Annotated in this window: 23 protein-coding genes and 1 tRNA gene; 15 read left to right on the plus strand and 9 right to left on the minus strand. The window is 70.6% G+C overall.

The features are described from left to right. Window positions 1-2: 2 nt before the first annotated feature. The 6 genes from fliE to ACESMR_RS22815 all read right to left on the minus strand — a co-directional run bounded on the left by fliE (window position 3) and on the right by ACESMR_RS22815 (window position 4727). Window positions 3-284, minus strand: coding sequence for a flagellar hook-basal body complex protein FliE (gene fliE / locus ACESMR_RS22790; RefSeq protein ID WP_373049440.1), 282 nt, complete (start codon window positions 282-284; stop codon window positions 3-5). 2 nt (window positions 285-286) lie between these two features. After that, entirely contained in the window at window positions 287-709 is a 423-nt protein-coding gene (gene flgC / locus ACESMR_RS22795; RefSeq protein WP_373049441.1) for a flagellar basal body rod protein FlgC, read from the minus strand. Between the two features lie 11 nt (window positions 710-720). Beyond that, window positions 721-1125 (minus strand): flagellar basal body rod protein FlgB, encoded by a 405-nt coding sequence (flgB, locus tag ACESMR_RS22800; protein WP_373049442.1) that lies wholly within the window; start codon window positions 1123-1125, stop codon window positions 721-723. Further along, window positions 1122-2402, minus strand: coding sequence for a hypothetical protein (locus ACESMR_RS22805; RefSeq protein ID WP_373049443.1), 1281 nt, complete (start codon window positions 2400-2402; stop codon window positions 1122-1124). Before ACESMR_RS22805 ends, flgB begins: the two co-directional genes overlap by 4 nt. A 69-nt stretch (window positions 2403-2471) precedes the next feature. Next, window positions 2472-3617 (minus strand): sigma-54 interaction domain-containing protein, encoded by a 1146-nt coding sequence (locus ACESMR_RS22810; protein WP_373049444.1) that lies wholly within the window; start codon window positions 3615-3617, stop codon window positions 2472-2474. Window positions 3618-3713: 96 nt separating this feature from the next. Further along, window positions 3714-4727 carry a hypothetical protein gene (locus tag ACESMR_RS22815; protein ID WP_373049445.1) on the minus strand — a complete coding sequence of 338 codons (1014 nt, stop codon included), beginning with the start codon at window positions 4725-4727 and terminating at the stop codon, window positions 3714-3716. 63 nt (window positions 4728-4790) lie between these two features. On the opposite strand from ACESMR_RS22815, the gene bamA reads away from it, so the two are divergent. The 7 genes from bamA to ACESMR_RS22850 all read left to right on the plus strand — a co-directional run bounded on the left by bamA (window position 4791) and on the right by ACESMR_RS22850 (window position 11174). Then, window positions 4791-7190 carry an outer membrane protein assembly factor BamA gene (bamA, locus tag ACESMR_RS22820; RefSeq protein ID WP_373049446.1) on the plus strand — a complete coding sequence of 800 codons (2400 nt, stop codon included), beginning with the start codon at window positions 4791-4793 and terminating at the stop codon, window positions 7188-7190. A 96-nt stretch (window positions 7191-7286) separates the two neighbouring features. After that, the gene (locus ACESMR_RS22825; protein WP_373049447.1) at window positions 7287-7823 is read left to right on the plus strand and encodes an OmpH family outer membrane protein; all 537 of its coding nucleotides are present in this window, start codon (window positions 7287-7289) and stop codon (window positions 7821-7823) included. 3 nt (window positions 7824-7826) lie between these two features. Continuing rightward, window positions 7827-8873: a UDP-3-O-(3-hydroxymyristoyl)glucosamine N-acyltransferase gene (lpxD, locus tag ACESMR_RS22830; RefSeq protein WP_373049448.1), complete on the plus strand. Its 1047-nt coding sequence runs from the start codon at window positions 7827-7829 to the stop codon at window positions 8871-8873. A gap of 99 nt (window positions 8874-8972) precedes the next feature. Continuing rightward, complete coding sequence (gene fabZ, locus ACESMR_RS22835; RefSeq protein ID WP_373049449.1) at window positions 8973-9404, plus strand: 3-hydroxyacyl-ACP dehydratase FabZ; 432 nt, start codon at window positions 8973-8975, stop codon at window positions 9402-9404. A 12-nt stretch (window positions 9405-9416) separates the two neighbouring features. Beyond that, entirely contained in the window at window positions 9417-10193 is a 777-nt protein-coding gene (gene lpxA, locus ACESMR_RS22840; RefSeq protein ID WP_373049450.1) for an acyl-ACP--UDP-N-acetylglucosamine O-acyltransferase, read from the plus strand. A gap of 5 nt (window positions 10194-10198) precedes the next feature. Further along, a complete protein-coding gene (locus tag ACESMR_RS22845) occupies window positions 10199-11002 on the plus strand; it encodes an LpxI family protein (RefSeq protein ID WP_373049451.1) in 804 nt (267 codons plus the stop codon). Window positions 11003-11074: 72 nt separating this feature from the next. Further along, window positions 11075-11174 (plus strand) — tRNA-Gly (locus ACESMR_RS22850). Window positions 11175-11194: 20 nt separating this feature from the next. On the opposite strand, the gene ACESMR_RS22855 is transcribed toward ACESMR_RS22850, so the two are convergent. Continuing rightward, window positions 11195-11713, minus strand: coding sequence for a gamma carbonic anhydrase family protein (locus ACESMR_RS22855; RefSeq protein WP_373049452.1), 519 nt, complete (start codon window positions 11711-11713; stop codon window positions 11195-11197). A 131-nt stretch (window positions 11714-11844) separates the two neighbouring features. Here ACESMR_RS22855 and ACESMR_RS22860 point away from each other — a divergent pair, with 131 nt between their 5' ends. Further along, window positions 11845-13821, plus strand: coding sequence for an IPT/TIG domain-containing protein (locus tag ACESMR_RS22860; RefSeq protein ID WP_373049453.1), 1977 nt, complete (start codon window positions 11845-11847; stop codon window positions 13819-13821). Window positions 13822-13928: 107 nt separating this feature from the next. Continuing rightward, on the plus strand, window positions 13929-14447 hold the full coding sequence (locus ACESMR_RS22865; RefSeq protein WP_373049454.1) for a hypothetical protein: 519 nt from the start codon (window positions 13929-13931) through the stop codon (window positions 14445-14447). A 17-nt stretch (window positions 14448-14464) separates the two neighbouring features. Here the strand turns inward: ACESMR_RS22865 and ACESMR_RS22870 are convergent, their stop codons facing one another. Continuing rightward, a complete protein-coding gene (locus ACESMR_RS22870; RefSeq protein WP_373049455.1) occupies window positions 14465-15736 on the minus strand; it encodes an RsmB/NOP family class I SAM-dependent RNA methyltransferase in 1272 nt (423 codons plus the stop codon). A 360-nt stretch (window positions 15737-16096) separates the two neighbouring features. On the opposite strand from ACESMR_RS22870, the gene ACESMR_RS22875 reads away from it, so the two are divergent. From ACESMR_RS22875 to ACESMR_RS22885, 3 genes are all read left to right on the plus strand, one after another. After that, a complete protein-coding gene (locus ACESMR_RS22875; protein ID WP_373049456.1) occupies window positions 16097-16612 on the plus strand; it encodes a peroxiredoxin in 516 nt (171 codons plus the stop codon). An 87-nt stretch (window positions 16613-16699) separates the two neighbouring features. Beyond that, window positions 16700-17194, plus strand: a complete 495-nt coding sequence (bcp, locus tag ACESMR_RS22880; protein WP_373049457.1) for a thioredoxin-dependent thiol peroxidase — start codon at window positions 16700-16702, stop codon at window positions 17192-17194. Between the two features lie 149 nt (window positions 17195-17343). Further along, entirely contained in the window at window positions 17344-17730 is a 387-nt protein-coding gene (locus ACESMR_RS22885) for a HesB/IscA family protein (RefSeq protein WP_373049458.1), read from the plus strand. A 71-nt stretch (window positions 17731-17801) separates the two neighbouring features. On the opposite strand, the gene ACESMR_RS22890 is transcribed toward ACESMR_RS22885, so the two are convergent. Beyond that, window positions 17802-18764 (minus strand): haloalkane dehalogenase, encoded by a 963-nt coding sequence (locus tag ACESMR_RS22890; RefSeq protein ID WP_373049459.1) that lies wholly within the window; start codon window positions 18762-18764, stop codon window positions 17802-17804. Window positions 18765-18832: 68 nt separating this feature from the next. On the opposite strand from ACESMR_RS22890, the gene ACESMR_RS22895 reads away from it, so the two are divergent. From ACESMR_RS22895 to lpxB, 3 genes are all read left to right on the plus strand, one after another. Beyond that, window positions 18833-19786 carry a LysR family transcriptional regulator gene (locus ACESMR_RS22895; protein ID WP_373049460.1) on the plus strand — a complete coding sequence of 318 codons (954 nt, stop codon included), beginning with the start codon at window positions 18833-18835 and terminating at the stop codon, window positions 19784-19786. A 131-nt stretch (window positions 19787-19917) separates the two neighbouring features. Then, window positions 19918-20592, plus strand: coding sequence for an MBL fold metallo-hydrolase (locus tag ACESMR_RS22900; RefSeq protein WP_373049461.1), 675 nt, complete (start codon window positions 19918-19920; stop codon window positions 20590-20592). A gap of 113 nt (window positions 20593-20705) precedes the next feature. Beyond that, window positions 20706-21878: a lipid-A-disaccharide synthase gene (lpxB, locus tag ACESMR_RS22905; protein ID WP_373049462.1), complete on the plus strand. Its 1173-nt coding sequence runs from the start codon at window positions 20706-20708 to the stop codon at window positions 21876-21878. The last annotated feature ends 7 nt before the right edge of the window (window positions 21879-21885 follow it).

Raw genomic sequence — 21885 nt, forward strand, 5'->3', positions numbered from 1 at the left:
CGTTACAGGCTCATCCGCATGACTTCCTGGTACGCCTCGACCACCTTGTTGCGCGCCTTGACGGCGACGCGCATGGCGATGTCCGCCTTCTCGAGGGCGAGTGCGGTCTCGTGGAGGTTGCCACCCCCGGCGGCGAGGGCCGCGGCTGCGGTGTCCGCCTGCCGCTGCGATGCATCGAGCGACGAGAGGGCCTGCGCCAGCTCGTTGCCGAAACCGGCGCCCCCCTCCGTGGGCCGGGCGACCGCGACGGCGCTTCCCGGTTCGATTGGTCCGATCGGTCCCATGGCTACCTCACGATCTCCAGCGCGCGCTGCGCCATCGTCTTGAGCGTCTCGACCGCCGTGGCGTTCGCTTCGTAGGAACGCGATGCCGACATGAGATTGACGACCTCGTGAATGGGGTCGACGTCGGGAAGCGTCACGAAACCGTCGGCATTCGCGTCGGGGTGGCCCGGCTGGAAGACCTTCCTGCCGGGACCGGGATCCGCCACCACCGACGCCACCTGCACGCCGGCTGCGCCGGCGCCTGCCGCATCGAGCTGGCTCTCGAAGGGGACCGCCTCGAGGACGGGATCCAGCCTGCGGTAGGGCGTGCCGTCGGGGCCGCGGGTGGACTGGGCGTTCGCCAGGTTGGAGGTGGCGAGGTCGACGCGGGTGCGCTGCGCCGAAAGGCCGGAAGCGCTGATCTGCAGGGCAGTGAAGAAGTTCATCGTTCGTCCGATCAGGCTGCGCCGTCCGAGGCGACGTAGCGGAGGATGGCCAGCTTGCGGGCTGCGGTCTTGGCTGCTGCCCCGTACTGCAGGCCATTCTCCGCGAGGGCGGCGAGGGTGCGGTCGGTGTCGACGGAATTGCCGTCGTGGCCAGGAGATCCGCCGGCCGCCAGCACGGCAGCGCTCTCGACCGTACCGCCTCCCGCGGTTGCCAGCGGGATGTGGCCCTCCGATGGCAGCGGTGCGGACGCGGGAGACGCCACTGCCGCTGCCATCGCCCGGGCGAAGTCGAGGTCCTGCGCCACGTAGCCGGGCGTGTCGGCGTTGGCGAGGTTTCCCGCCAGCACGTTGTGCCGGATCATGCGTACGTCGAGGGCGCTCTCGAGCTGTGCGAGCGTCGGGTCGAAGAGTTTCACGGTGCTCCCTCCTGCTGTCGCCCTGCGGCGGTCTCCCGCGACGTCATCGTTTCCGGGGAGCCTTCGCCTTGCGAAGCGCGTGCCTCGCCGCGTGCTCGTGACGCCGCCGTCCGCGCCGCGTCGAGATCGTCGGCGATCGCCGAGGATCGTTCCGTCGGCGCAGAGGGAGCCGGCGGCAGCGGCGGCGCTGCTGCCGCCGGCTCCAGGCCCCGTTCGACGGCGCGCCAGGACGCGGACGCGAGCAGGGCAGGTGGCAGCCGCCGCCTGGCGAAGGCGAGGATGACTTCGGCGCGCACCAGGTCGTCCGCCTCGAGGAATAGCTCGGCGGCACGGAGGAGGTGCGCTGGCAGTTCGTCGGCCTCCGCCTCTTCCACCGTGGCCGACAGGGACCTGGCGCCGAAGGCGGGCGCGCCCGTCTCCGCTGCCACCTCCGCGGCAGCGCGCGCGAGGGCTGCTGCGAGCGGCTTTCCGGCCTCGTCGTCGAGGTCGGCGAAGGCGGCGAGGGCGTCGGCTCGAACCACCGGATCGTCGCTGCGCAGCCCCTCGAGCACGATGCGCCTGCAGAGAAGAGGTGCATGGGCGCACGCGGCGCCGCTGCCCGGCCCGAGACGCTGGAGTGCACCACCGAGGTCACCGTGGAAGGCCCGCGCCCTTGCGGCGCGGAGGTCCAGGTCGATCCGCAGCAGCCGGGGGAGGCCGACGCCGTCGAAGATCGCCCTTTCCTGCGTCGTCCCGAAGCAGCTCCCGGTGACCTCGCAGATCCGGGCGGTAGCCAGCCGTCCCCAGTTTCCGGTGCCGGCAGCCTCCTTCCAGGCCGCGAGGGCGGTGGCCCAGTCCCCGTCGGCGAGCGCGAGGTCGCCGCGCCGCACTGCCGCCGCCCGTGCTTCGGCCGCGCCTGCCTCCGGCGCGAGGAGCGGCGGGCCGTCCGGGCCCGCGCGCCAGGGGAGGCCGCGCAGCCTGTGGATCTCGAGGGCGCCGGGGCGCAGGTTCGCCGCGATGCGGCGGCTCACGCAGTGGAGGACGATCGCATCCGCCCGCTCCTCGAGCCTCGGGCAGGTGGGACCGAGCGCGTCGGCGCGCAGGCCGCGGGCGCCCCGGAGGACGAGGCGGGCGCCGAGCGCGTCGACCTCGAGGGTTGGGGCACGGCCGGCGGGCAACGCCACGTACTCCACGCCTGCGGCAGCGAGCAGCCCGGGGGGCGCGGGCGCGGCAACCGCGACGTTCGCGGGAAGAGCGAGCGCGATGAGGAGGTGGAGGAGGAGCGGGCGGGTGGACACGCCCCTCTGTCCTGCAGCCGACGTGCCGTCCAGACCGGGTCGAGAAGGCGGCAGCGGCCCTCTGGGGCGTCAAGGTGCTGACGGTGAAACCTGCCTGCGGCGGAGCTTCTCCACCAGCGTGGTCCGCTGCAATCCGAGTAGATCCGCCGCGGCTCGTTTGTTTCCGCCGGACTGCGCCAGGGCCGCCACGATGAGGCGGTCCTCCATCTCCCGGAGGAGCTGGGGCAGGTTCACGGGAAGGGTGGGAAGGGAGAGCGCCGGCGTGCGCTCTTCGAGCGCCTCGCGGTCCTGGTTCGCGCAGGGAGCGTTCGCCTCGGCCTCTGGCGCGAAGGGCACATCGTCGACCGGCGGCGCCAGCGGCATGACGGACTCGGCAGCAGGCGGGGGAATCGGATCGGCGTGCAGGACGGGGGGCTCGCGCGGCGTCACTTCGATGGCGCCGCCGCGGAGGGACGCGGGCAGATCGTGCAGGCACACGGTCTCGCCCTCGGCGCAGACCGAGAGACGTTCCACGAGGTTCTCCAACTCGCGGATGTTGCCGGGCCACCGGTGGCCCTCGAGGGCGGTGAAGACCGAAGCCTCGACCTGCCGTGTCTCGCCGCGCTTTCCCCAGAAGTGGCAAAAGAGGGGAACGACGTCGCCCGGGCGCTCACGGAGTGGCGGCAGCTCGATCGGGCAGACGAGGAGGCGGAAGTAGAGGTCCTGCCGGAAGCGACCTGCTTCCACCTCGGCGGCGAGGTCGCGGTTGGTGGCGGCAACCAGGCGAAAGTCGGCTGCCACCGGCTCGGTGCTTCCCACCGGCTCGTAGCTTCGCTCCTGGAGGACCCGGAGCAACTTCACCTGAAGCGAGAGCGGCAGCTCGCCAATCTCGTCGAGAAAGAGCGTGCCCCCTTCGGCCGCTGCGATCCTGCCCCGCCGGGGGGAGGAGGCACCGGTGAAGGCGCCCCGCACGTAGCCGAAGAGCTCGCTCTCCAGCAACGCCTCCGGAATTGCACCGCAATTGACCGGCACGAGCAGCCTTTCGGCCCGCGGGCTCGCCGCGTGGAGCAGCCGGGCGAAGACCTCCTTGCCGGTTCCCGTCTCGCCGGTCAGGAGGACGGTCGCGTCGCTGCGTGCGATCCGCCGCGAGACGCGGGCCAGCTCGGCGATCGGCGAATCGGCGCCGTGGACGAGGAGCGGCTTGGCGGCGGGGGTGGGGGCTGCAGGCAGGGCCATCGCTTCTCCGGTGGGACAATTCCCCCGGTGTGGGTAGCAAGCCGTGGGCCACACTGTCAGTCCCATGACAATGTCATTTCGGTGACAGGCCGGCGTTCAGGCCGAAGCGTCGAGCAACGTCTGGGCGGCCTTGCGCACCGGCCCCGCCGGCATCGGATGGGCAGCGAGGACGGCCCGGGCGCAGCGCCTGCGGACCTCCTCGGGCAGGTCGCCGGCGAGGATCAGCTCCGCCGCCTTCGTCGCCCCCGGCAGCCTTCCCAGGCCGGGGCCCGGACCGCCGTTCCAGCCGCCGCGGGCCGCGGCCTCGAGGCAGGCGGCGATGGGATCGGCGAGCGCCGGGTCGTCGGCGAGCAGCGCCGCAGCGTCCGCCAGCTCGAGGAGCGGCACCGCGGCGTAGGCCCGCGCCGCCGGATCCTCGATGGTGCCGGCGAGCCGGAGCGCTTCCGCTGCGAGGGGCGCCAACGCCTGCGGATCGTCCGCGGTGGCGAGGCCGAGCCGCTCGAGGGCCATCGCCCGCCCGATCCCCTCGGCGCGGCGGGCGAGCCGGAGCAGGACCTCCGGGCCGAGGGGCTCGGCGCTCATCGCGCAGACGCCGGCGAGGGCGGTGGAGCGGGCCGCCGTCTCGAAGAGCGGCAGATCCTCCGGCGCCGGCGCCAGGCCGACGAGCCCGATGGCAGCGGCGAGCACCTCCCAGCTGCCGGTGCGTTCCGCCAGGAGCCGGGCGGTGGCAACGAGGGCGGAGCGGGGGAGATCCCCCCGGGCCTCGAGGCTCTCGAGGAGCGCGGGCAGCTCCCAGGGCTGCAGACCACCCAGCGCTTCCTCCAGCTCGTCGGGCCGCTTGCGGGCAGCTGCCGCCAGCAGCGCCGCGATCCGGCGACCGAGGCCTGCAGGTTCCCTGGCGCCGTAGGCGTGGAGCTCGGCGGCGAAGCGATCGCCCAGGCGCCGCTCCGCCTCGGCGGCAGCCTCCGACGGGGGCGGAAGGAGACCCGCAGCGCTGCCGCCGGGCACGCGGGCACGGAGCCCGGCGAGGAGCCCGGCAGCGCGCGGGCGGCGCTGCGCGACGCGTGAGCGGAGGAAGTCGAGAAGGCCCATCGGCGCGGGAAACTCCATCAATTCCGCTTGTACGGCAAGCCCCGAACGCCTATGGTCCGGGCCCGTTTTACCCGGATTCGCATGCGGTTGAGCGCCTTTGCCATCGCCCTCTGGGCCTTGTTGCTGCTTCCCCTCGCCGCCGCGGCGCAGGCCACGGGTGCGCCCACGGCGCAGCTCCCCGGCACCGCCGACGTGGAAGGCGGCAGGGTCGCCGAGATCCGGGTCGAGGGCACCCGCCGCGTGGAGCCCGACGCCGTCCGCAACGCGATGCGGACCAAGGTCGGAGCGACCATCGACCGGGCGCAGATCCGCGAGGACCTCCGCACCATCTTCGGCCTCGGCTTCTTCGAGGACGTGCAGATCAACGCCGACGAGACCGCGGCAGGTACGGTCCTCACCGTCGTGGTCGAGGAGCGGCCCGCGATCCGCCAGGTGCGGATCGAGGGGAACGACGAGATCTCCACCGACGACCTCCGGGAGGCGCTCGACGTCCGGCCCTTCCAGATCCTCGACATCGCTTCCGTCCGGCGGAACGTCGGCAAGCTCCTCGAGCAATACGTCGAGAAGGGCTTCTACCTCGCCACCGTCGACTACCGGATCGTCGAGCTGCCGGAGAACGAGGTCGACGTCGTCTTCGTCGTCGACGAGAACGCCAAGGTCGTCGTCAAGCGGATCCAGTTTCTCGGCAACGAGAAGATCACCGCCGACGAGCTCAAGGCGGTGATGATCACCAAGGAAGGCGACTTCCTCTCCTTCCTCACCGGCACGGGGATCTACCGCGAGGAGATCTTCCAGCGCGACATGCAGGCGGCGCAGGCCGTCTACTACGACAACGGCTACATCAACGTCCGCTTCGGCAAGCCGGTCGTCGCGCTCACCCCGGACAAGCAGTTCATCTACATCACGATCCCGGTGGAGGAGGGCGAGCAATTCTCCATCGGCACCCTCGACTTCGCCGGCGACCTGATCGCGGACCGCGAAGCCCTCGACCTGCTGATGCGGACCGAGCCCGGGGAGATCTTCTCCCGCACCAAGCTCCAGCAGGACATCCAGGCCCTCACCAACCTCTACCAGGACGAGGCCTACGCCTACGTCAACATCACGCCCCTCACCTCGGTCAACGCCGAGGACCGCACCGTCGACCTCACCTTCGAGATCGAGCAGGGCAAGAAGGTGCGCTGGGAGCGGATCGAGATCGTCGGCAACGAGAAGACCCGCGACAAGGTGATCCGCCGGGAGCTGCGGATCTACGAGGGCGATCTCTTCAGCGGGACCGCCCTGCAACGCTCCAAGCAGCGGGTCACGGCCCTCGGCTTCTTCGAGGCGGATCCGCGCACCGGCCTCGTGCAGATCAGCACCCGCCGCGGCAGCGCCGACGACCTCATCGTCGGTGTGGTCGAGGTGAAGGAACGGCCCACCGGGACCTTCCAGGTCGGCGCCGGCTTCTCCTCGGTGGAGAATTTCATCGCCACCGCCCAGGTGAGCCAGAGCAATTTCTTCGGCTGGGGCCAGTCCGCCTCGCTCTCGGCGCAGCTCTCCAGCCTCCGGCAGCTCCTCCAGCTGCAATTCGTCGAGCCCTACTTCCTCGACACGCTCTGGACCTTCGCCTTCGACTTCTTCCGCACCGAAGCCGACTACGGCACCTTCATCCGCGACTCGACCGGCGGCAGCCTCACCTTCGGCCATCCGCTGCCCTTCATCGAGGACGACCAGATCCGCGGCTTCGCCACCTACACCCTCGAGGACGTGGGGGTGACCTTCGGCTCCTCGCAGGCGAGCCAGCGGCAGGTGCAGGGGCTGCAGCTCTTCGAGGACGGCGTCACCTCGTCGGTGCGCCTCTCGCTCAACTGGGACACCCGCAACAACCGACTCTTCCCCTCCCGCGGCTTCATGCAGTCGGGCTCGGTGGAGCTGGCGCCCTCGTGGCTCGGATCGCAGATCGAGTTCACCCGCTGGACCGGTATCTCCCGCTGGTATTTCGAGCTGCCGCTGCGCCTCGTCTTCAAGACCCAGGGCACGGTCGGCTACATCACCAGCCCCGCTGGCAACGTGCCGATCTCCGAGCGCTACTTCCTCGGCGGCATCAACTCGGTCCGCGGCTACACCCTGCGCTCGATCTCGCCGACCCTCGACGTGCCCGGCGTGGTCACCGATCCCTCGTCGAGCCTCATCGGCTTCAACACCGGCGGCACCAAGCAGCTCATCGTCAACAACGAGCTCGAGGTCCCGCTCCTCGACGCGGTCGGCATCCGCGGCGTGCTCTTCTACGACGTGGGCAATACCTGGCCGGTGGACGAACCGATCTTCGGTGACGCCGGCGTGGAGCGGAATCTGCCCCTCGGCCTCTTCCACTCGGTGGGCTTCGGTTTCCGCTGGTTCTCGCCCATCGGCCCCCTCCGCTTCGAGTGGGGCATTCCCCTCACGCCCAGGCCCGAGGACGAGGGGATCCTCTTCGAGTTCACCATCGGGAACAGCTTCTGAGGGCAGGCGGTTGGCTTCGGGACGTGTCCGCTGGCCGCCGCCGAATCGACGTGCAGGCCACCCGAACCCACGGCCGCCCACATCTGGAGTGATTCGATGCGCCGTCTTTTCGTTCCGCTTCTCACCGCTTTCGCGCTTCTCCTGCCCGGCGCCGCCTTCGCCGCCGATGGCAAGATCGGCTACGTGAACCTGCAGCGGGCCCTGAACGAGGTCACCGAGGGCCAGGCCGCCAAGGCGAAGCTCAAGTCGCAGTTCGAGCAGAGCCAGAAGCAGCTCGACCAGGAGCAGAAGGCGCTCAAGGCCAAGAAGGACGAGCTCGACAAGAAGCGGCTCGCCATGGACGAGGCGACCCTGCGCCAGAAGATGGGCGAGCTCGACAAGGAACTGGTCCGGGTCTCGGGGCTCTACGCCAAGCTCCAGAAGGAGCTCTCCGAGGCGGAGGCGCAGGCCACCAAGCAGATCTTCGCGAAGATGCAGCAGGTGGTGAGCCAGATCGCCGAGCAGGAAGGCTTCACCTACGTGCTCGAGGCCAACGAGTCGGGCATCGTCTACGCGCCGCCGTCCCTCGACCTGACCAACGACCTGGTCCGCAAGTACAACGCGACCTACAAGGTCAGCAGCTCGAAGAAGTAGGCGATGGAGATCTCCCTCGCGCAGCTCGCGTCCGAGCTCGGCGCCACGTTGGTGGGCGATGGCGACCGCAAGGTCTCCGCCGTCGCCACCCTCGAGGCAGCAGGGCCCGGCCAGGTCAGCTTCTTCGCCAACAAGAAGTACCGGTCGAAGTACCTCGCCACGAAGGCGGCGGCCGTCATCGTCGGGCGCGAAGATGCCGGGGGCGAGAGGCCCGAAGGCGTGGCGCTGCTGGTGGTGGATCCGGCCTACCTCGCCTTCGCGAAGGCTTCGACCCGCTTCCACCAGCCCTTGCGCTACGAGGCGGGGATCGATCCGCGCGCCGCGGTGGATCCGAGCGCCACCGTCGATCCGACCGCCACGATCCTCCCCTTCGCCTACGTCGGCCGGGGCGTGCGCATCGGCGCGCGCGCCACGGTCCACGCCCACTGCGCCATCCTCGACGGCGCGGTGATCGGCGACGACTGCACCCTCTACCCGGGCGTGACGGTCCGCGAGTTCTGCGAGATCGGCGCGCGGACCATCGTGCAGCCCGGCGCGGTGATCGGCGCGGACGGCTTCGGCTTCGCCTTCGACCCCGAGCATTTCCGGCATTTCAAGGTGCCGCAGATCGGAAGGGTCCGTATCGCCGACGACGTCGAGATCGGCGCCAACACCTGCGTCGACCGCGGCACCATCGGCGATACGACGGTGGGGCAGGGCGCCAAGATCGACGACCTGGTGATGATCGGTCACAACGCTGAAGTCGGGCCCCTGTGCCTCTTCGCTGGCCAGACGGGCATCGCCGGCTCCACGAAGATCGGCATGGGCGTGATGACCGGTGGCCAGTCGGGGATGGTCGGCCACATCGAGATCGGCGACGGCGTCCGCATGGCGGCGCGGACCCTCGTGCTCAGCGACGTGGAGGGGGGCAGCGCCATCGGCGGCAGCCCCTCCACCGACGCGAAGGCGTGGCTTCGGGAATCGGCGGCGGTGCGCCAGCTCCCGAACCTGCTCAAGGACGTCCGCTCGCTGCGGAAGCGGCTCGAGGCGCTGGAGAAGGGCGAGCGCTAGCCGTTTTTCGGCGCGTTGCGTAGCGACAGGCCCTCGCTTTCCCGCTAGAAGGCGCGCCACCGCTGCGCGAGGCCGCGCAGGACCTTAGAGGAGGGGCACGTGAACATCGAGCAGATCCAGGAGATCCTCCCCCATCGCTACCCGTTCCTGCTGGTCGACCGCGTGGTCGAGATGGAGCCGGGCGTTCGGATCAAGGCGTTCAAGAACGTCACCGTGAACGAGCAGTTCTTCAACGGCCACTTCCCCGGCCACCCGGTGATGCCCGGCGTCCTCATCGTCGAGGCGCTCGCGCAGGCCGTGGCGCTGCTGGCTGCAGGCAGCTCCGACGTGGACATGCGCGGCAGGGTGATCTACCTCGCAGGCGTCGACAACGCGCGTTTCCGCCAGCCGGTGAAGCCGGGCGATCGCCTCGATCTCGAGGGGACCGTGATCAAGCGCAAGGGGCCGCTCTGGAAGCTCCAGGGCATCGCCACCGTCGACGGCAAGAAGGTCGCCGAGGCGGAGCTGATGGCGACCCTCGCAAACAAATAGGTCGCAGAACACATGGCACGCATCCATCCCACCGCCGTCGTCGCCGATACCGCCGAGCTCCACGAGACCGTGGAGATCGGTCCCTTCGCCGTCATCGGACCGCACGTGCGGATCGGCGAGGGAACGTCCGTGGGCCCCCACGCCGTGATCGAGGGGCACACGACCATCGGCAAGCGGAACCGGATCTTCCAGTTCGCCGCGCTGGGTGCGGTGCCGCAGGACCTCAAGTACCGGGGCCAGCCGACCACGCTGGAGATCGGCGACGAGAACCTGATCCGCGAGTTCGCCACGGTCCACATCGGGACCGAGGAGGGCGGTGGGGTGACCCGGGTCGGCAACCGCTGCCTGCTCCAGGTCTACTCGCACGTGGCCCACGATTGCCTCCTCGGCAACGGCGTGATCCTCGGCGCCGGTTCGATGCTCGCCGGCCACGTCGTCGTCGAGGATTTCGTCATCTTCGGCGGCAAGGCGGGCGTGCACCAATTCGTGCGGATCGGCAGGCATGCCTTCATCTCCGGGATGACCGGCGTGGGGATGGACGTGCCGCCCTATTGCACCGCGGCCGGGCACCGCGCCGAGCTCGCCGGCCTCAACACGGTGGGCCTCGGCAGGCACCGGTTCACCGAGGAGCAGATCCGGAACGTGAAGCACGCCTACCGGATCCTCTTCCGCGAGAAGCTCCAGCTCCGCGAGGCGATCACCCGGGTGCGCGCCGAATTCGCCGGCGACGCGAACGTGGAGCACATGCTGCGCTTCATCGAGGGATCGGAGCGCGGGGTCACGCGCTGAAGACGATGCAGCCCGTGGGGTTGATCGCGGGGTCGGGTTCCTTTCCGCTCCGCTTCGCCGAGAGCGCGAGGGCCGCTGGCCACCGCGTGATCGCCTGCGCCCACGTGGGCGAGACCGAACGTGCGATCGTGGGCTTCGCCGACGAGGTGACCTGGGTGCACGTCGGCCAGTTCGGCAAGATGGTGAAGGCCTTCCGCGCCGCCGGCGTCGCCGAGGCGGCGATGGCGGGCGGCATCACCAAGGTCCGGGTCTTCGGCGGCCTCCGACCCGACCTGCTCGCGCTCAAATACGCGGCAAAGGTCACCTCCTGGAACGACGACGGCCTGCTCCGCTTCGTCGCCGGGATGTTCGAGTCGGAGGGGATCCGGATCATCGACTCGACCCGCTTCTGCCCGGACATCTTCGCCAGGAAGGGCCCCTACACCAGGCGGCGCCCCGACGAGGCGCAGCGCGCGGACGTGGCGCTCGGCCTCCAGGTGGCCCGGGCCCTCGGCGCCCTCGACGTGGGCCAGATGGTCTGCGTGAAGGGGGGCTCGGTGGTGGCGGTCGAGGCGGTGGAGGGGACCGACCGCTGTCTCCGCCGGGCGGGGGAGCTCGCCGGCAAGGGGGTCGTGGTGGTGAAGACCGCCAAGCCCCAGCAGGACATGCGCTTCGACGTCCCCTGCATCGGTCCGGGCACCATCGACGTGGCCCGGGAGATCGGCGCGGTGGTGATTGCCGTGGAGGCGGGCCGGACCCTGCTCCTCGACGAGGAGGAGACGGTGCGCCGGGCCGAGAAGGCCGGCATCGCCCTCGTCGGCGTCGCGTGACGCCCGTGACGCCCCGCCCGGTGGGGCCTGCGCGCTTGCCCACCCACCTGCACGCCGCCACCTTGCCAGGATGACGGCGATGGACACCGGGGTCCCCGTGGGCCGCGAAACGCCCAGAGGTCCGGCCGCTCCCCGCGGCGGAGGAAGGTTCGAGCCCTTCGCGCCGTCTCCATTCTCCGGCGGCGCCGCGGGTCAAGCCTGCGGCGTCGCCCGGTAGCGCTCGATCGAGTCGACGTAGGTCCGCCAGGAGTAGTCGATCCAGCGCCGCTCCTCCTCGGTGAGGTCGCGGATCACCTTGCCCGGGTTGCCGAGGACGAGCACCCCTGCGGGAATCTTCTTCCGGGCGGTGACCAGCGTCCCGGCGCCGATCAGGCTCCACTCGCCGATCTCGCAGTTGTCGAGGAGGATCGCCCCCATCCCCACCAGCACGTGGTCGGCCACCCTGCAGCCGTGGAGGATGGCGTTGTGGCCGACGGTGCAATGGGCCCCGACCTGGACCTCCGAGAGGCGCTCGGTGCCGTGGGCCACGGCGCCGTCCTGGATGCTGGTGCGGGGCCCGATGCGGATCGCCCCGTGGTCGCCGCGGAGGCTCGCCCCCGGCCAGACCGAGGCCTGTTCACCGAGGGTGACGTCGCCGATGAGCGTGGCGTTGGGGTGGACGAATGCCGAGTCGGGGACGAGGGGGACGTGGTCGAGGTAGCGCTGGATCATGGCGCCAATCCACGTACCACGGGTCCGCCCGCCATTGACCACGGTTCACGCGGCCTAGTACAAACGAGGTCCCGAAACGGCCACCGGCCCAACGAGCGTCCCGTTCCTCGAAGCGGGACGTGGGGACGTCCATGCAGCGAAGCTCTCTGCTCTCTTCTCGCGTGCTCGCTCTCGGGCTCGCAATCTCCCTCGCCGCCTGTGGCGGTTCCACCGATGAGCCCGGGGGCACCGGTGGCAGCGGCGGATCCGGTGCTACCGGCGGCGTCGGCGGCACGGGTGGCGCGGGCGGTGCCGGCGGCACCGGCGGCACCGAGGAATGCACGCAGCCGGTGATCGAGCGGCTCGAGCCGGCGACCGGCAACGTCGGCACCAACGTGAAGGTCTACGGGCGCTGCTTCGCGCCGACCGCTGCGAAGAACAAGGTGCAGTTCAACGGCACCGCCTCCACCGCCTTCGGCGTCTCCGCGGACGGCACCCGTCTCGACACCTCCGTCCCTGCCGGCGCCACCACCGGCCCGATCTTCGTGTTCTCCGATTACGGCTCGGGCTACGTCCGCACCGACGGCCCCACCTTCACCATCAGCGATTCCAAGCCGGTTCCCACGCTTAACAGCGTCGCCCCCGACCACGTGACCCGCGGCGCGGGCTCGACCTTGCTCACCCTCTCCGGCACCGGCTTCTTCCTCGACTCGCGGGTGGTGATGGACGGCGAGGAGGTGAACTCCAACTACACCTCGCCCACCTCGATGCAGGTGAACGTCCCCGCCACCGCCTTCGCGACCGTTCGCACCATCAGCTTCCAGGTGGTGAACGACCCGCCGGGTGGCGGCTCCTCCAACGCGGCGACCTTCAAGGTGGTGGCGCCGATCAACCTCGTCGGCGCGGTGGCCTACGCGGTGAACAAGGTCGCGGTCACCTTCGACCAGCCGGTTGCTGGCGGCGTCGCCACCGATCGCCGCGCCTGGCGGGTGGCCTCCGGCGCGAGCACCTTGAGTGTCACCAAGGCGGAGCGGAGCCAGTCGAACAACCGGGTGATCCACCTCACCACCTCGAACCAGACGCCGAACTACAACTACACGGTCACGGTGAGCGACCAGGTGCAGTCGAGCCAGGGCGGCGCGATCGAGCAGACGCAGACCAGCTTCCGCGCCTTCGGTTCGGATCCCGAGCTCGTCGCCTCCTACGGCGCCGACGGCTGCGGCGCCCAGGGCCTCTCCACCCCCTTCGGCCTCACCGCGGCGAACGGCAAGCTCTACGCCACCGAGTACACCGGCCAGCAGGTGCAGATCGTCGACGAGAGCGGCAGCTTCGGCGGCTTCCTCGGCAACGATGGCGCCACCATGGGCCTCCACACCTCGGACACCGCCTCGGGCCTCGGCTGCCCGAGCACCGGCTCCACCAACGCCAACGCCTTCCGCTTCCCCCGCGGCGCGGTGGCGGTGGCGGGCAACGGCGAGCTCTTCGTCGCCGACACCGGCAACAACCGGGTCTTCCGCTTCGCCGCCAGCGGTGCCCTGGGCACCAACCTGAGCGGCGGCACCACCTGGAGCAGCCCGGTGGTCCTCGGCTTCCTCGACGATCGGGTCTGGGTGGCCAACGGCGACGACAAGATCTACCGCGTGCCGACCACGGGCTTCTCGGATCCGGCGCTCTTCGGACCGGGCACCAGCGCCGGCGCCTTCGCCTTCGGCGTCGGCGACGGCCACGTGCCCGCGATGGCTGCCGACGCGGGCCGCGGCATCCTCTACATCACCGACCCGGTGAACCACCGCGTCCAGAAGTTCCTCGACCTCAGCCCCCGCGGCTGGATCGGCAAGGGCCACAACGCGTTCGTCACCGGCGCGGTGGACTGCCTGGCGCAGGGGACCTGCGCCGGCACCGCCAACGGCGAGTTCACCTTCCCCCGTGGCGTGGCCCTCGACAGCTCGGACGCGATCTGGGTGATCGACGAGGCCAACGGCGGTCGCATCCAGAAGTTCAACGACAACGGCGACCACCTCCGCTCCACCGACCTGGGCTTCCTGCCCGGCGGCGTGGCCATCGATTCCGAGGGCTTCCTCTGGATCGCCGACCAGGACACCAACCAGCTCCACAAATACCGGATCTGATCCGGCATCGACCGCATCGCCGGTGATCGGACGGGGCCCCGCGGGGCCCCGTCCCGTTCCTGGGGCAGGGGCTTGTGGGGCAGGCGTGTGGTGCGCAGCTTCCCCGGGTGCGGTACCCGCTTGGGACAAAAACCCGCCTCTTCGTCGGAGGCTTCTTTCTGGGATCGGCAGCGCTGCTGCTGCTCCTGCCGCTCTCCGACGAATCCCAGCGCCAGGTCGCGCTGGCAGCGGCAGTGGTCGGAGCGGTGCCCCTGCTCTTGCCGAGCTTCGCCTCGTGTGATGGCAAAGGGGTTTCGCTCACCCTCTTCGGTCTCCCCGCCGGCCGGTTCCGGTGGCAGGAGATCCGCGCGGTGGTCACCAGCCGGGCGCCATTGCGGCGCGTGCACGTCACCCAGGTGCACGCGCGGGGACGGCCCCGGATGATGCTCCCCGCGGAGCTGGCGGGCTACCGCGCGCTACTCGGCGAGCTCGCCCGGCACCGGCCGGACGCGCTCGATGCGACGACGGCGGCGATCGTCCGGGGAGAGGAGCGGGTGGCGACCCTGGAGCGGGTGGCGCTGCCGCTCCTCCTCCTCGAGGCGGTCCTCTTCGCGCTGGTCGGCGCGCGCTTCGCCGGGCTCTTCTGACCCCGGGCGCGACGCGCTCAGGCGGAAGCCTTGCGGCGAAGCAGGGCGGCGAAGAAGCCGTCGGTGCCGTGCTCGTGGGGCAGGAGCCGCAGGTAGCGGGTGGCGCCGAGCCGCTCGGCGAGCTCGGCGCCCAGGGTCTCGGAGGGCGGCACCAGCTCCAGCTCCGGATGGGTGGCGAGAATCGCCTCCACCACCTCCTGGTCCTCCTCGCGGGCGACGCTGCAGGTGGCATAGACGATCCTGCCACCGGGCTTCGCCAGGGCGGCGTAACGGGCGAGCAGATCGCGCTGGATCCCCGCGAACCGGTGCACCGAACCCTCGTCGAGGCGGAACCGGGCGTCGGGGTTGCGCCGCAGGACGCCGAGTCCGCTGCAGGGGGCGTCGATCAGCACCGCGTCGGCGCTGCCGCCGAGGCGCTCGGCGAGCGCCGGCTGCAGCGCCGCCGCCTCCACCACGTGGGCCTCCCAATTGTGGACGCCTGCACGCCGGGCCCTGGGCGCGAGCTTCTCCAGCCGCTGCGGCTCGGTGTCGAGGGCCACCAGCCTGCCTCGGTTCTTCATCGTCGCGGCGAGGGCGAGGCTCTTGCCGCCGGCGCCGGCGCAGGCATCCACCACGGTCCAGCCCGGGTGCGGATCGAGGAGCTGCGCGAGGAGCTGCGAGCCCTCGTCCTGGATCTCGAAGAGCCCCTCCCGGAATGCCTGGAGCTGGAAGAGGTTCTGCCGGGAATCGACCACCACGCCGTCCGGCGAGAAGCGGGTGGGGCGTGCCACCACGCCCTCGGCGGCGAGGGCAGCCAGGAGCCCCTCGCGATCGGTCTTGAGCCGGTTGACCCGCAGGGTGAGCGGCGCCCGCTCGTTCATCGAACGGGCGAGGGCGAACGCCCCCGCCTCGCCGAGCTCGTCGACGAAGAGCTTCGCCATCCAGGGCGGCAGCGCCGCCTCCACCGCGAGGCGGTGCACCGGATCGGCGGCGAGCGTCTCGAGGTGGGGCGCGGGGTTGGCGCAGGCGAGGAGCCCGGGTAGCAGCACCGGCGAGAGGCCGCCCTCCGCCAGCGCGCGCTCCGGCGGGATCCGGCGCTCGAGCACCCGCCACGCCTCGTAGTAGAGGGCCTGCCGGGCCGAGCGCCCCAGGGTGCCGAGGAGCTCCGGGCCCAGGCCGCGCTCGAGCAGGAAGTCGAGACGACCCTCGGCGCGGAGCATGCCGTAGACCGACTCGGCGACGGCGCGGCGCTCCTGCGCGTAGAGGCGCCGCTCCCGGCGGAGGAGGAAATCGAGGGCCCGATCGGCCACGCGCCCCTCGTTGCGGATTGCGGCGTAGGCCTCGAGGGCCAGGGCGCGGACCAGGTCCTCGCGCAGCGGCCGGGTGCGCTCGGAAGCTGCCGTGGCGGCGCCGGCGGGGGCTGTCCTGTTCCGGGCTTTTTTGGCGCCCGCAGCGCTCCTGCTTGCCTTGACACCCCTCTTAGCGCCCATTAGAAAACCCGCCTTCCCTGCGCCGAAGCGCCGCGACAACCTAAGGGCAGACGCGCGGGGATGGGCGATTTTTTTGCGTGCTTCGAGCCGAAACGTTTCGGGGCGAGCCGCATCCGGTCGCGAACGGACGGGCTCTCGGATCGAAAGCGCCACGGACGATTCACACCCACGGAGGATGAAATGATTCAGGTCCTGCAGAAGGCTCCGGACTTTTCCGCAACTGCCGTCGTCGGCAACGGTGACTTCACCAAGGTCTCGCTCAGCGACTACCGCGGCAAGTGGGTGGTCCTCTTCTTCTACCCCCTCGACTTCACCTTCGTCTGCCCGACGGAGATCCAGGAGTTCTCGAAGCGCCAAGAGGAGTTCAAGAACCTCAACGCGGTGGTTCTCGGCGCCTCGGTGGACAGCGAGCACTCGCACAAGGCCTGGATCAACAACGGCCTCGGCCAGCTCAACTACCCGCTGATCTCGGACTTCTCCAAGGAGATCTCCCGGAAGTACGGCGCCCTCCTCGAGGACAAGGGCTTCTCGACCCGCGCCACCTTCCTCATCGACCCCGAGGGCACGATCCACTACGCCTCGTACAACAGCCCCAACGTCGGTCGCTCGGTCGCCGAGGTGATCCGCACCCTCCAGGCCGCCCAGACCGGCGAGCGTTGCCCGGCGGAGTGGAAGCCCGGCATGAAGACCGTCTGATCGGCCTGCCGATCGCTGGATGAAAGGGCGGCACGGCTTCTCGGCCCTGCCGCCCTTCGTTTGTACGAAACGACGAGGAGCACGCGCATGGCCCTGCAGCCCGGCACCAAGGCACCTTCCTTCCGCCTTCCCTCCACCGAGGGCAAGGAGATCGCTCTCGAGGATCTCCGCGGCCGCAAGGTGGTTCTCTATTTCTACCCGAAGGACTCGACCCCCGGCTGCACCCAGGAGTCGTGCGATTTCCGCGATCGCGACGCCGAGCTGCAGAAGGCCGGCGCCGTCGTCCTCGGGGCCTCGAAGGACTCCCTCGCCTCCCACGAGAAGTTCCGCGCGAAATACGAGCTCCCCTTCCCGCTGCTCACCGACAAGGAGAGCGCGGTGGCCACGGCCTACGGCGCCTTCGGCGAGAAGACGATGTACGGGAAGAAGGTGATGGGGACGATCCGCTCGACCTTCCTCATCGACGAGAAGGGTGTGATCGAGAGGACCTGGTCGCCGGTGAAGGTGGCGGGTCACGCGGACGAGGTGCTCGCAGCGGTGCGGGGCGAGGAGCCCCCTGCCAGGGCGGCGGGCAAACGCTGATTCCGGGCCGGAACAGGGAGCGGATTGCGGCTGTTCGGGTGGGTACGCGGCCGGCGTACCTCACGTTGCGTCACCCGAGTGGAAATCCGCCGGCTACACGGCTATACACCCCGCCACGCAACGAGCAGGGCTCGAGCAAGGAGAAATCCATGGACACCCAGACCCAGAGCGCCCCCACGCCGGTTGCCGGCTTCGAGTTCACGCCCGAGACGCCCGTGGCCCTCACTGACCGCGCGGTCGGCAAGGTGCGCGAGGCGATCGAGCAGCAGAAGCTGGACGGCCATTGCCTGCGCGTCGCCGTGGTCGGCGGTGGTTGCTCCGGCTTCAACTACGACCTCGACCTGGTCCGCGAGGCCAAGCCCGAAGACCTGACCTACGACCTGGGCGGCATCAAGGTGGCGGTCGACAAGATGAGCGCGCGCTTCCTCGACGGCACCGTGATCGACTTCGTCGAGTCGCTGCAGGGCGCGGGCTTCAAGTTCAGCAACCCCAAGGCCAAGTCGACCTGCGGTTGCGGTTCGTCCTTCTCGGCCTGAGCCCGGCGCCATTTTCGAGGACCCCGATGGCCAGCGCCGCGGGGTCCTCGACCGTGATCCCGTAGACCTGCTCAGCGCACCCGTCGGGCGAGCCAGGCGTCGATCGCGCGGGCGATCGCCTCGGGGGCGTCCTCCGGCGCATGGTGGCCCGCGGCGCCCAGGTGGACCACGTCGAGCGCCGGGACCGTCGTTCGCGCCCACTCGACCACGTCCGGCGCGTTGCTCAGCCGCCCGCCGTCGAAGGTGAGCAAGAGCTTCGGAATCGCTGGCGATCCCGCGAGCCAGGCCGCGTTGCGATCCAGAACAGCGACCACGTCGGCGGGCTCCCCGTCGATCGGGAGCTCGCGCGTCCACTGCAGTAGGGGGCGCCGCGAGGGCGGATCGGGATACGGGGCGTAGTACCGCTCGCGATCGGATTCGGCGAGGTGCGTCTGCACGCCGTGTTGGAGCGACGGGGCGAGGAAGCCGTTCTGCTCCAGCACGAGCACCTCGCCGACCCCCGGGGTGCGTAGCGCGCGGAAGAGCTCGGCGCCCTTCGGCGGGTATTCGCTCCAGCGTAGCGGCCGCAGGAACGTCTCGAAGAAGACCACGCCCCTCACCCGGTCGGGATTGCGTGCTGCCCAATCGAGCGCCAGCACCGCGCCCCAGTCGTAGCCGACCAGAATCACGTCGCGTAGATCGTGAGCCGCGAACCAGGCGTCGAGATAGCGTGCGTGATCCTGGAAGCGGTAGGCGCTCTCGGGCTTGCCCGACTCGCCCATCCCGACGAGGTCGGGGGCGAGGAGGCGCGCCGGCGTCTCGATCGTCGGGATCACCTTCCGCCAAACGTGAGAGGACACTGGGTTTCCGTGCAGGAACACGATCGGCGCGCCTGCACGGTACTCGCGATGGACGAGGAAGGTGTCGAGGACTTCCGTCCTGTGGATGGAAACTTCGTTCTGCACACTGGACACGGGGGCACCCGGGGTTGGGAGGGTAGGGTTGTGGCAGGCGAGCAGCAGAGCCGCCGCCGACCAGATGTCGGTCACTTTCATGAGCCGGACTCTGCCGCCGCGCGTTCCAGCGTAGAAGTGATCTTCCGTGAGGGGTAAGATCACGGTTGGTGAGCTTAGCGTCTCTCGATCTCAACCGCCTGCTGGTGCTCCATACCGTCCTCGAGGAACGGAGCGTGGCCCGTGCTGCGCAGAGGCTCCACGTCACGCCCTCGGCGGTAAGCAACGCCCTCGCCCGCCTGCGCAGCGAGCTCTCCGATCCGCTGGTCACGCGCAAGGGACGCAGCATCGTCCCCTCGCCGAGAGCGCAGGAGCTCGCGCCGGTGCTCGCCAGCGTCGTGCGTGATCTGGAGCGCGCGCTCCTCGATGCGCCTTTCGATCCCGCCTCCTGCGGTCGCACTTTTACGCTCGCGGTGGCGGACGCGGGGCAGCTCGCCTTGGCGCCGGCGATCGCGGGCGCGCTCGTGCGGGAGATGCCGGCGGCAAGGCTCCGCGTGGTGGGGATCGATTCCCTCGTGTCGCTGGGGGATCTCGCCTCCGCCGAGGTTGACCTGCATCTCGGCATGCGGGCGCGTGGCCCGGGGATCCACGCAGAGGGGCTCCTCGAGGAGCACCTGGTCCTCGTCGCCCGCAGAGCGCATCCCGCGATCGGCAGGCGCCTGTCGATGCGCGCGCTCGGCGAGCTCCGGCACGTGCGGGTGGAACTGGCACCCGGGCGGAACTTCCGCGACACCGTCGCCGCGGCCTACGAAAGGGAGGGCATCCCGCGTGAGGTGGTGGTCACGGTCCCCTCCTTCGCGGCCGCGGCGGAGGTGGTTGCCGTGAGCGACCTGGTGGCGACGCTCCCGGCGTCGATGCTCGCGAAGCACGCCCGCCGCCTCGACCTCCGGCTGGCGGCCGGACCCGCGCCCGTCATCGCGGCGCAGATGACGATGTGCTGGCACGAGCGCACACACCTCGACCCGGCAGCTGCCGCGTTCCGTGCCCTCGTGCGTCGCGTGGTCGCGGCCGAGAGTCCGCACGGCGCTGTGGGTCGGCGGCGTTCCGGCGCGCCCTCGAGGTAGCGCCCCACCTCCGCCACGCGGTACGCTCGCGGCTCGAAGGCCGCTTCCTCGCGGGGGCGGCTTTCCTTCGTTTCGCGCCCCGAAGCGCCCGCCGAAGGGCGCCTGGATGCGAGCACCAGCAGGAGCAGCGATTGAACGATCTCGTCGTCGCCCACGTGACCGTGGGGCCCTTCCGCCAGAACTCCTACATCCTCGGCGATCCGGAGACGAAGGAGGCGGTGCTCGTCGATCCGGGGGACGAGCCCGAGGCGATCGAGGCCCTCGTCGCCCGGCACGGTCTCACGCCGAAATACATCCTCAACACCCACGCCCACCTGGATCACGTGGGGGCGGTCTTCCACTTCCAGCAGAAGCTCGGGCTGCCCTTCTACCTGCACCCCGGGGATCGCGAGTGGCTCGAGGGGCTGCCCCTGCAGGCGCGGATGTTCGGGGTGGCGGCCTCGCCGGTGCCGAAGGTCGACCGCTGGATCGCGCACGGCGAGAGCTATCCGCTGGGCAAGCGGCGGATCGAGGTGATCCACACGCCGGGGCACACGCCCGGCGGCTGCTGCCTCTTCCTCCGGGACGACAGGATCCTGCTCACCGGCGACACGCTCTTTGCCGGGAGCGTGGGGCGCACCGACTTCCCCGGCGGCTCGTGGGAGCAGCTCGAGGCGTCGATCAAGGGCAGGCTCTTTCCCCTCGGCGACGACGTCACCTTCTGGTCCGGCCACGGCCTCGCCTCCACCCTGGGCGAGGAGAGGGCGAGCAATCCCTACGTGGGCGAGGGCGGCAGGCGCGGGGCGCTCGGCAAGAAGTTCGTCTGACGCACGTTCCGCCCGCCGGGCCCGCCTGCAGCCGAGCGGGCAGGGCGCGGCGCCATTTCTGGTAGGGTGCGCCGGCGCCCGGCGGCCCTTCGGTCCGGGCAGGAGTCGAGACCTTGCGCGCAGCACCCACCTTCCTCCTCGTCGCCGGCGAAGCCTCCGGCGATCAGATCGGCGCCCGCCTGATCGCGGAGCTCGCCAGCCGGATCCCCGGCGCCCGCTTCGTCGGGATGGGCGGCCCGAAGATGCGGGCCGCCGGGCTCGAGCCCCTCTACGACGCCTCCGAGGTGAACGTGATGGGCTTCGTCGAGGTGCTGCCCAAGGTGCGGCGCATCCTCGAGGTCCTCGGCGGCATCGCCGGCTGGGCGGTGGAGAACCGCCCCGCTGCGGCGATCCTCATCGACATCCCCGACTTCAACCTCCGCCTCGCCGACAAACTCCGGGAGCGCGGGATCCCCGTGGCCTACTACGTCGCGCCGATGGCCTGGGCGTGGCGCGAGGGGCGCACCCGCACGCTGCGGCAGCGGGTGGACAAGCTCCTCTGCATCTACCCCTTCGAGGAGCCGTGGTTCCGCAACCGGGCGGTTCCCGCCACCTTCGTCGGCAACCCGCTCCTCGAGGATCCCATCCTGGCCGGCGCGCCCGATCGCGCCGCGTGCAGGGCGCAGCTCGGCCTCGGGGCGGGCGAGCAGGTGGTGGCGCTCCTGCCCGGATCGCGGCACGGGGAGATCGACCGGGTGCTGCCCACGCTCCTCGACGCCGCCGATCGCCTCGCGCTCGCGCGGCCCGCCCTGCGCTTCGTGCTGCCGGTGGCGCCTTCCCTCGAGCGCAGCTTCGTCGAGGGGCACCTCGCCGGCCACCGGGCGCGGATCGAGCTCTGCGATTCCTCCATCGTGGCGGTGGGCGCAGCCGACGCCGCGGCGGTCTGCTCCGGCACCGCGACCCTGGAGACCGCGCTCCTCGGCACGCCGATGGTGGTGGTCTACCGCACCACCGCCAGCTCGTGGTTCCTGGTCAATTGGCTGGTCGACCTCGACCACGCTTCGATCGTCAACATCCTCGCCGGGAGGGAGGTGGTCCCGGAGTTCCTCCAGGACGCCTTCACCGCCGAGGCCCTCGAAGCGCAGCTCCTCCGCCTCCTCGACGATCCCGCTGCACAGGCGGCGATGCGCGCGGACTTCGCCGCCCTGCGGAGCGAACTCGGCGGCGGCGGCGCCAGCGTCCGTGCCGCCGACGAGGTGATCGAGCTGGCGAGGCCGCACTTGCTGCGAGCCGCCGCAGAGGTGTAGAGGGCGC

The sequence above is a fragment of the Vulgatibacter sp. genome (genome assembly GCF_041687135.1).
Taxonomy (GTDB): Bacteria; Myxococcota; Myxococcia; order Myxococcales; family Vulgatibacteraceae; genus JAWLCN01.

Bases quoted from the DNA above. Each gene is read 5' to 3' on its own strand.
- lpxD (WP_373049448.1), top strand. From the start codon at position 7,827: ATGGAGATCTCCCTCGCGCAGCTCGCGTCCGAGCTCGGCGCCACGTTG.
- bamA (WP_373049446.1), top strand. From the start codon at position 4,791: ATGCGGTTGAGCGCCTTTGCCATCGCCCTCTGGGCCTTGTTGCTGCTT.
- ACESMR_RS22855 (WP_373049452.1), bottom strand. From the start codon at position 11,713: ATGATCCAGCGCTACCTCGACCACGTCCCCCTCGTCCCCGACTCGGCA.
- ACESMR_RS22825 (WP_373049447.1), top strand. From the start codon at position 7,287: ATGCGCCGTCTTTTCGTTCCGCTTCTCACCGCTTTCGCGCTTCTCCTG.
- flgC (WP_373049441.1), bottom strand. From the start codon at position 709: ATGAACTTCTTCACTGCCCTGCAGATCAGCGCTTCCGGCCTTTCGGCG.
- ACESMR_RS22875 (WP_373049456.1), top strand. From the start codon at position 16,097: ATGATTCAGGTCCTGCAGAAGGCTCCGGACTTTTCCGCAACTGCCGTC.
- ACESMR_RS22815 (WP_373049445.1), bottom strand. From the start codon at position 4,727: ATGGAGTTTCCCGCGCCGATGGGCCTTCTCGACTTCCTCCGCTCACGC.
- lpxA (WP_373049450.1), top strand. From the start codon at position 9,417: ATGGCACGCATCCATCCCACCGCCGTCGTCGCCGATACCGCCGAGCTC.
- ACESMR_RS22890 (WP_373049459.1), bottom strand. From the start codon at position 18,764: ATGAAAGTGACCGACATCTGGTCGGCGGCGGCTCTGCTGCTCGCCTGC.
- ACESMR_RS22810 (WP_373049444.1), bottom strand. From the start codon at position 3,617: ATGGCCCTGCCTGCAGCCCCCACCCCCGCCGCCAAGCCGCTCCTCGTC.
- ACESMR_RS22885 (WP_373049458.1), top strand. From the start codon at position 17,344: ATGGACACCCAGACCCAGAGCGCCCCCACGCCGGTTGCCGGCTTCGAG.
- ACESMR_RS22845 (WP_373049451.1), top strand. From the start codon at position 10,199: ATGCAGCCCGTGGGGTTGATCGCGGGGTCGGGTTCCTTTCCGCTCCGC.
- fliE (WP_373049440.1), bottom strand. From the start codon at position 284: ATGGGACCGATCGGACCAATCGAACCGGGAAGCGCCGTCGCGGTCGCC.
- bcp (WP_373049457.1), top strand. From the start codon at position 16,700: ATGGCCCTGCAGCCCGGCACCAAGGCACCTTCCTTCCGCCTTCCCTCC.
- ACESMR_RS22860 (WP_373049453.1), top strand. From the start codon at position 11,845: ATGCAGCGAAGCTCTCTGCTCTCTTCTCGCGTGCTCGCTCTCGGGCTC.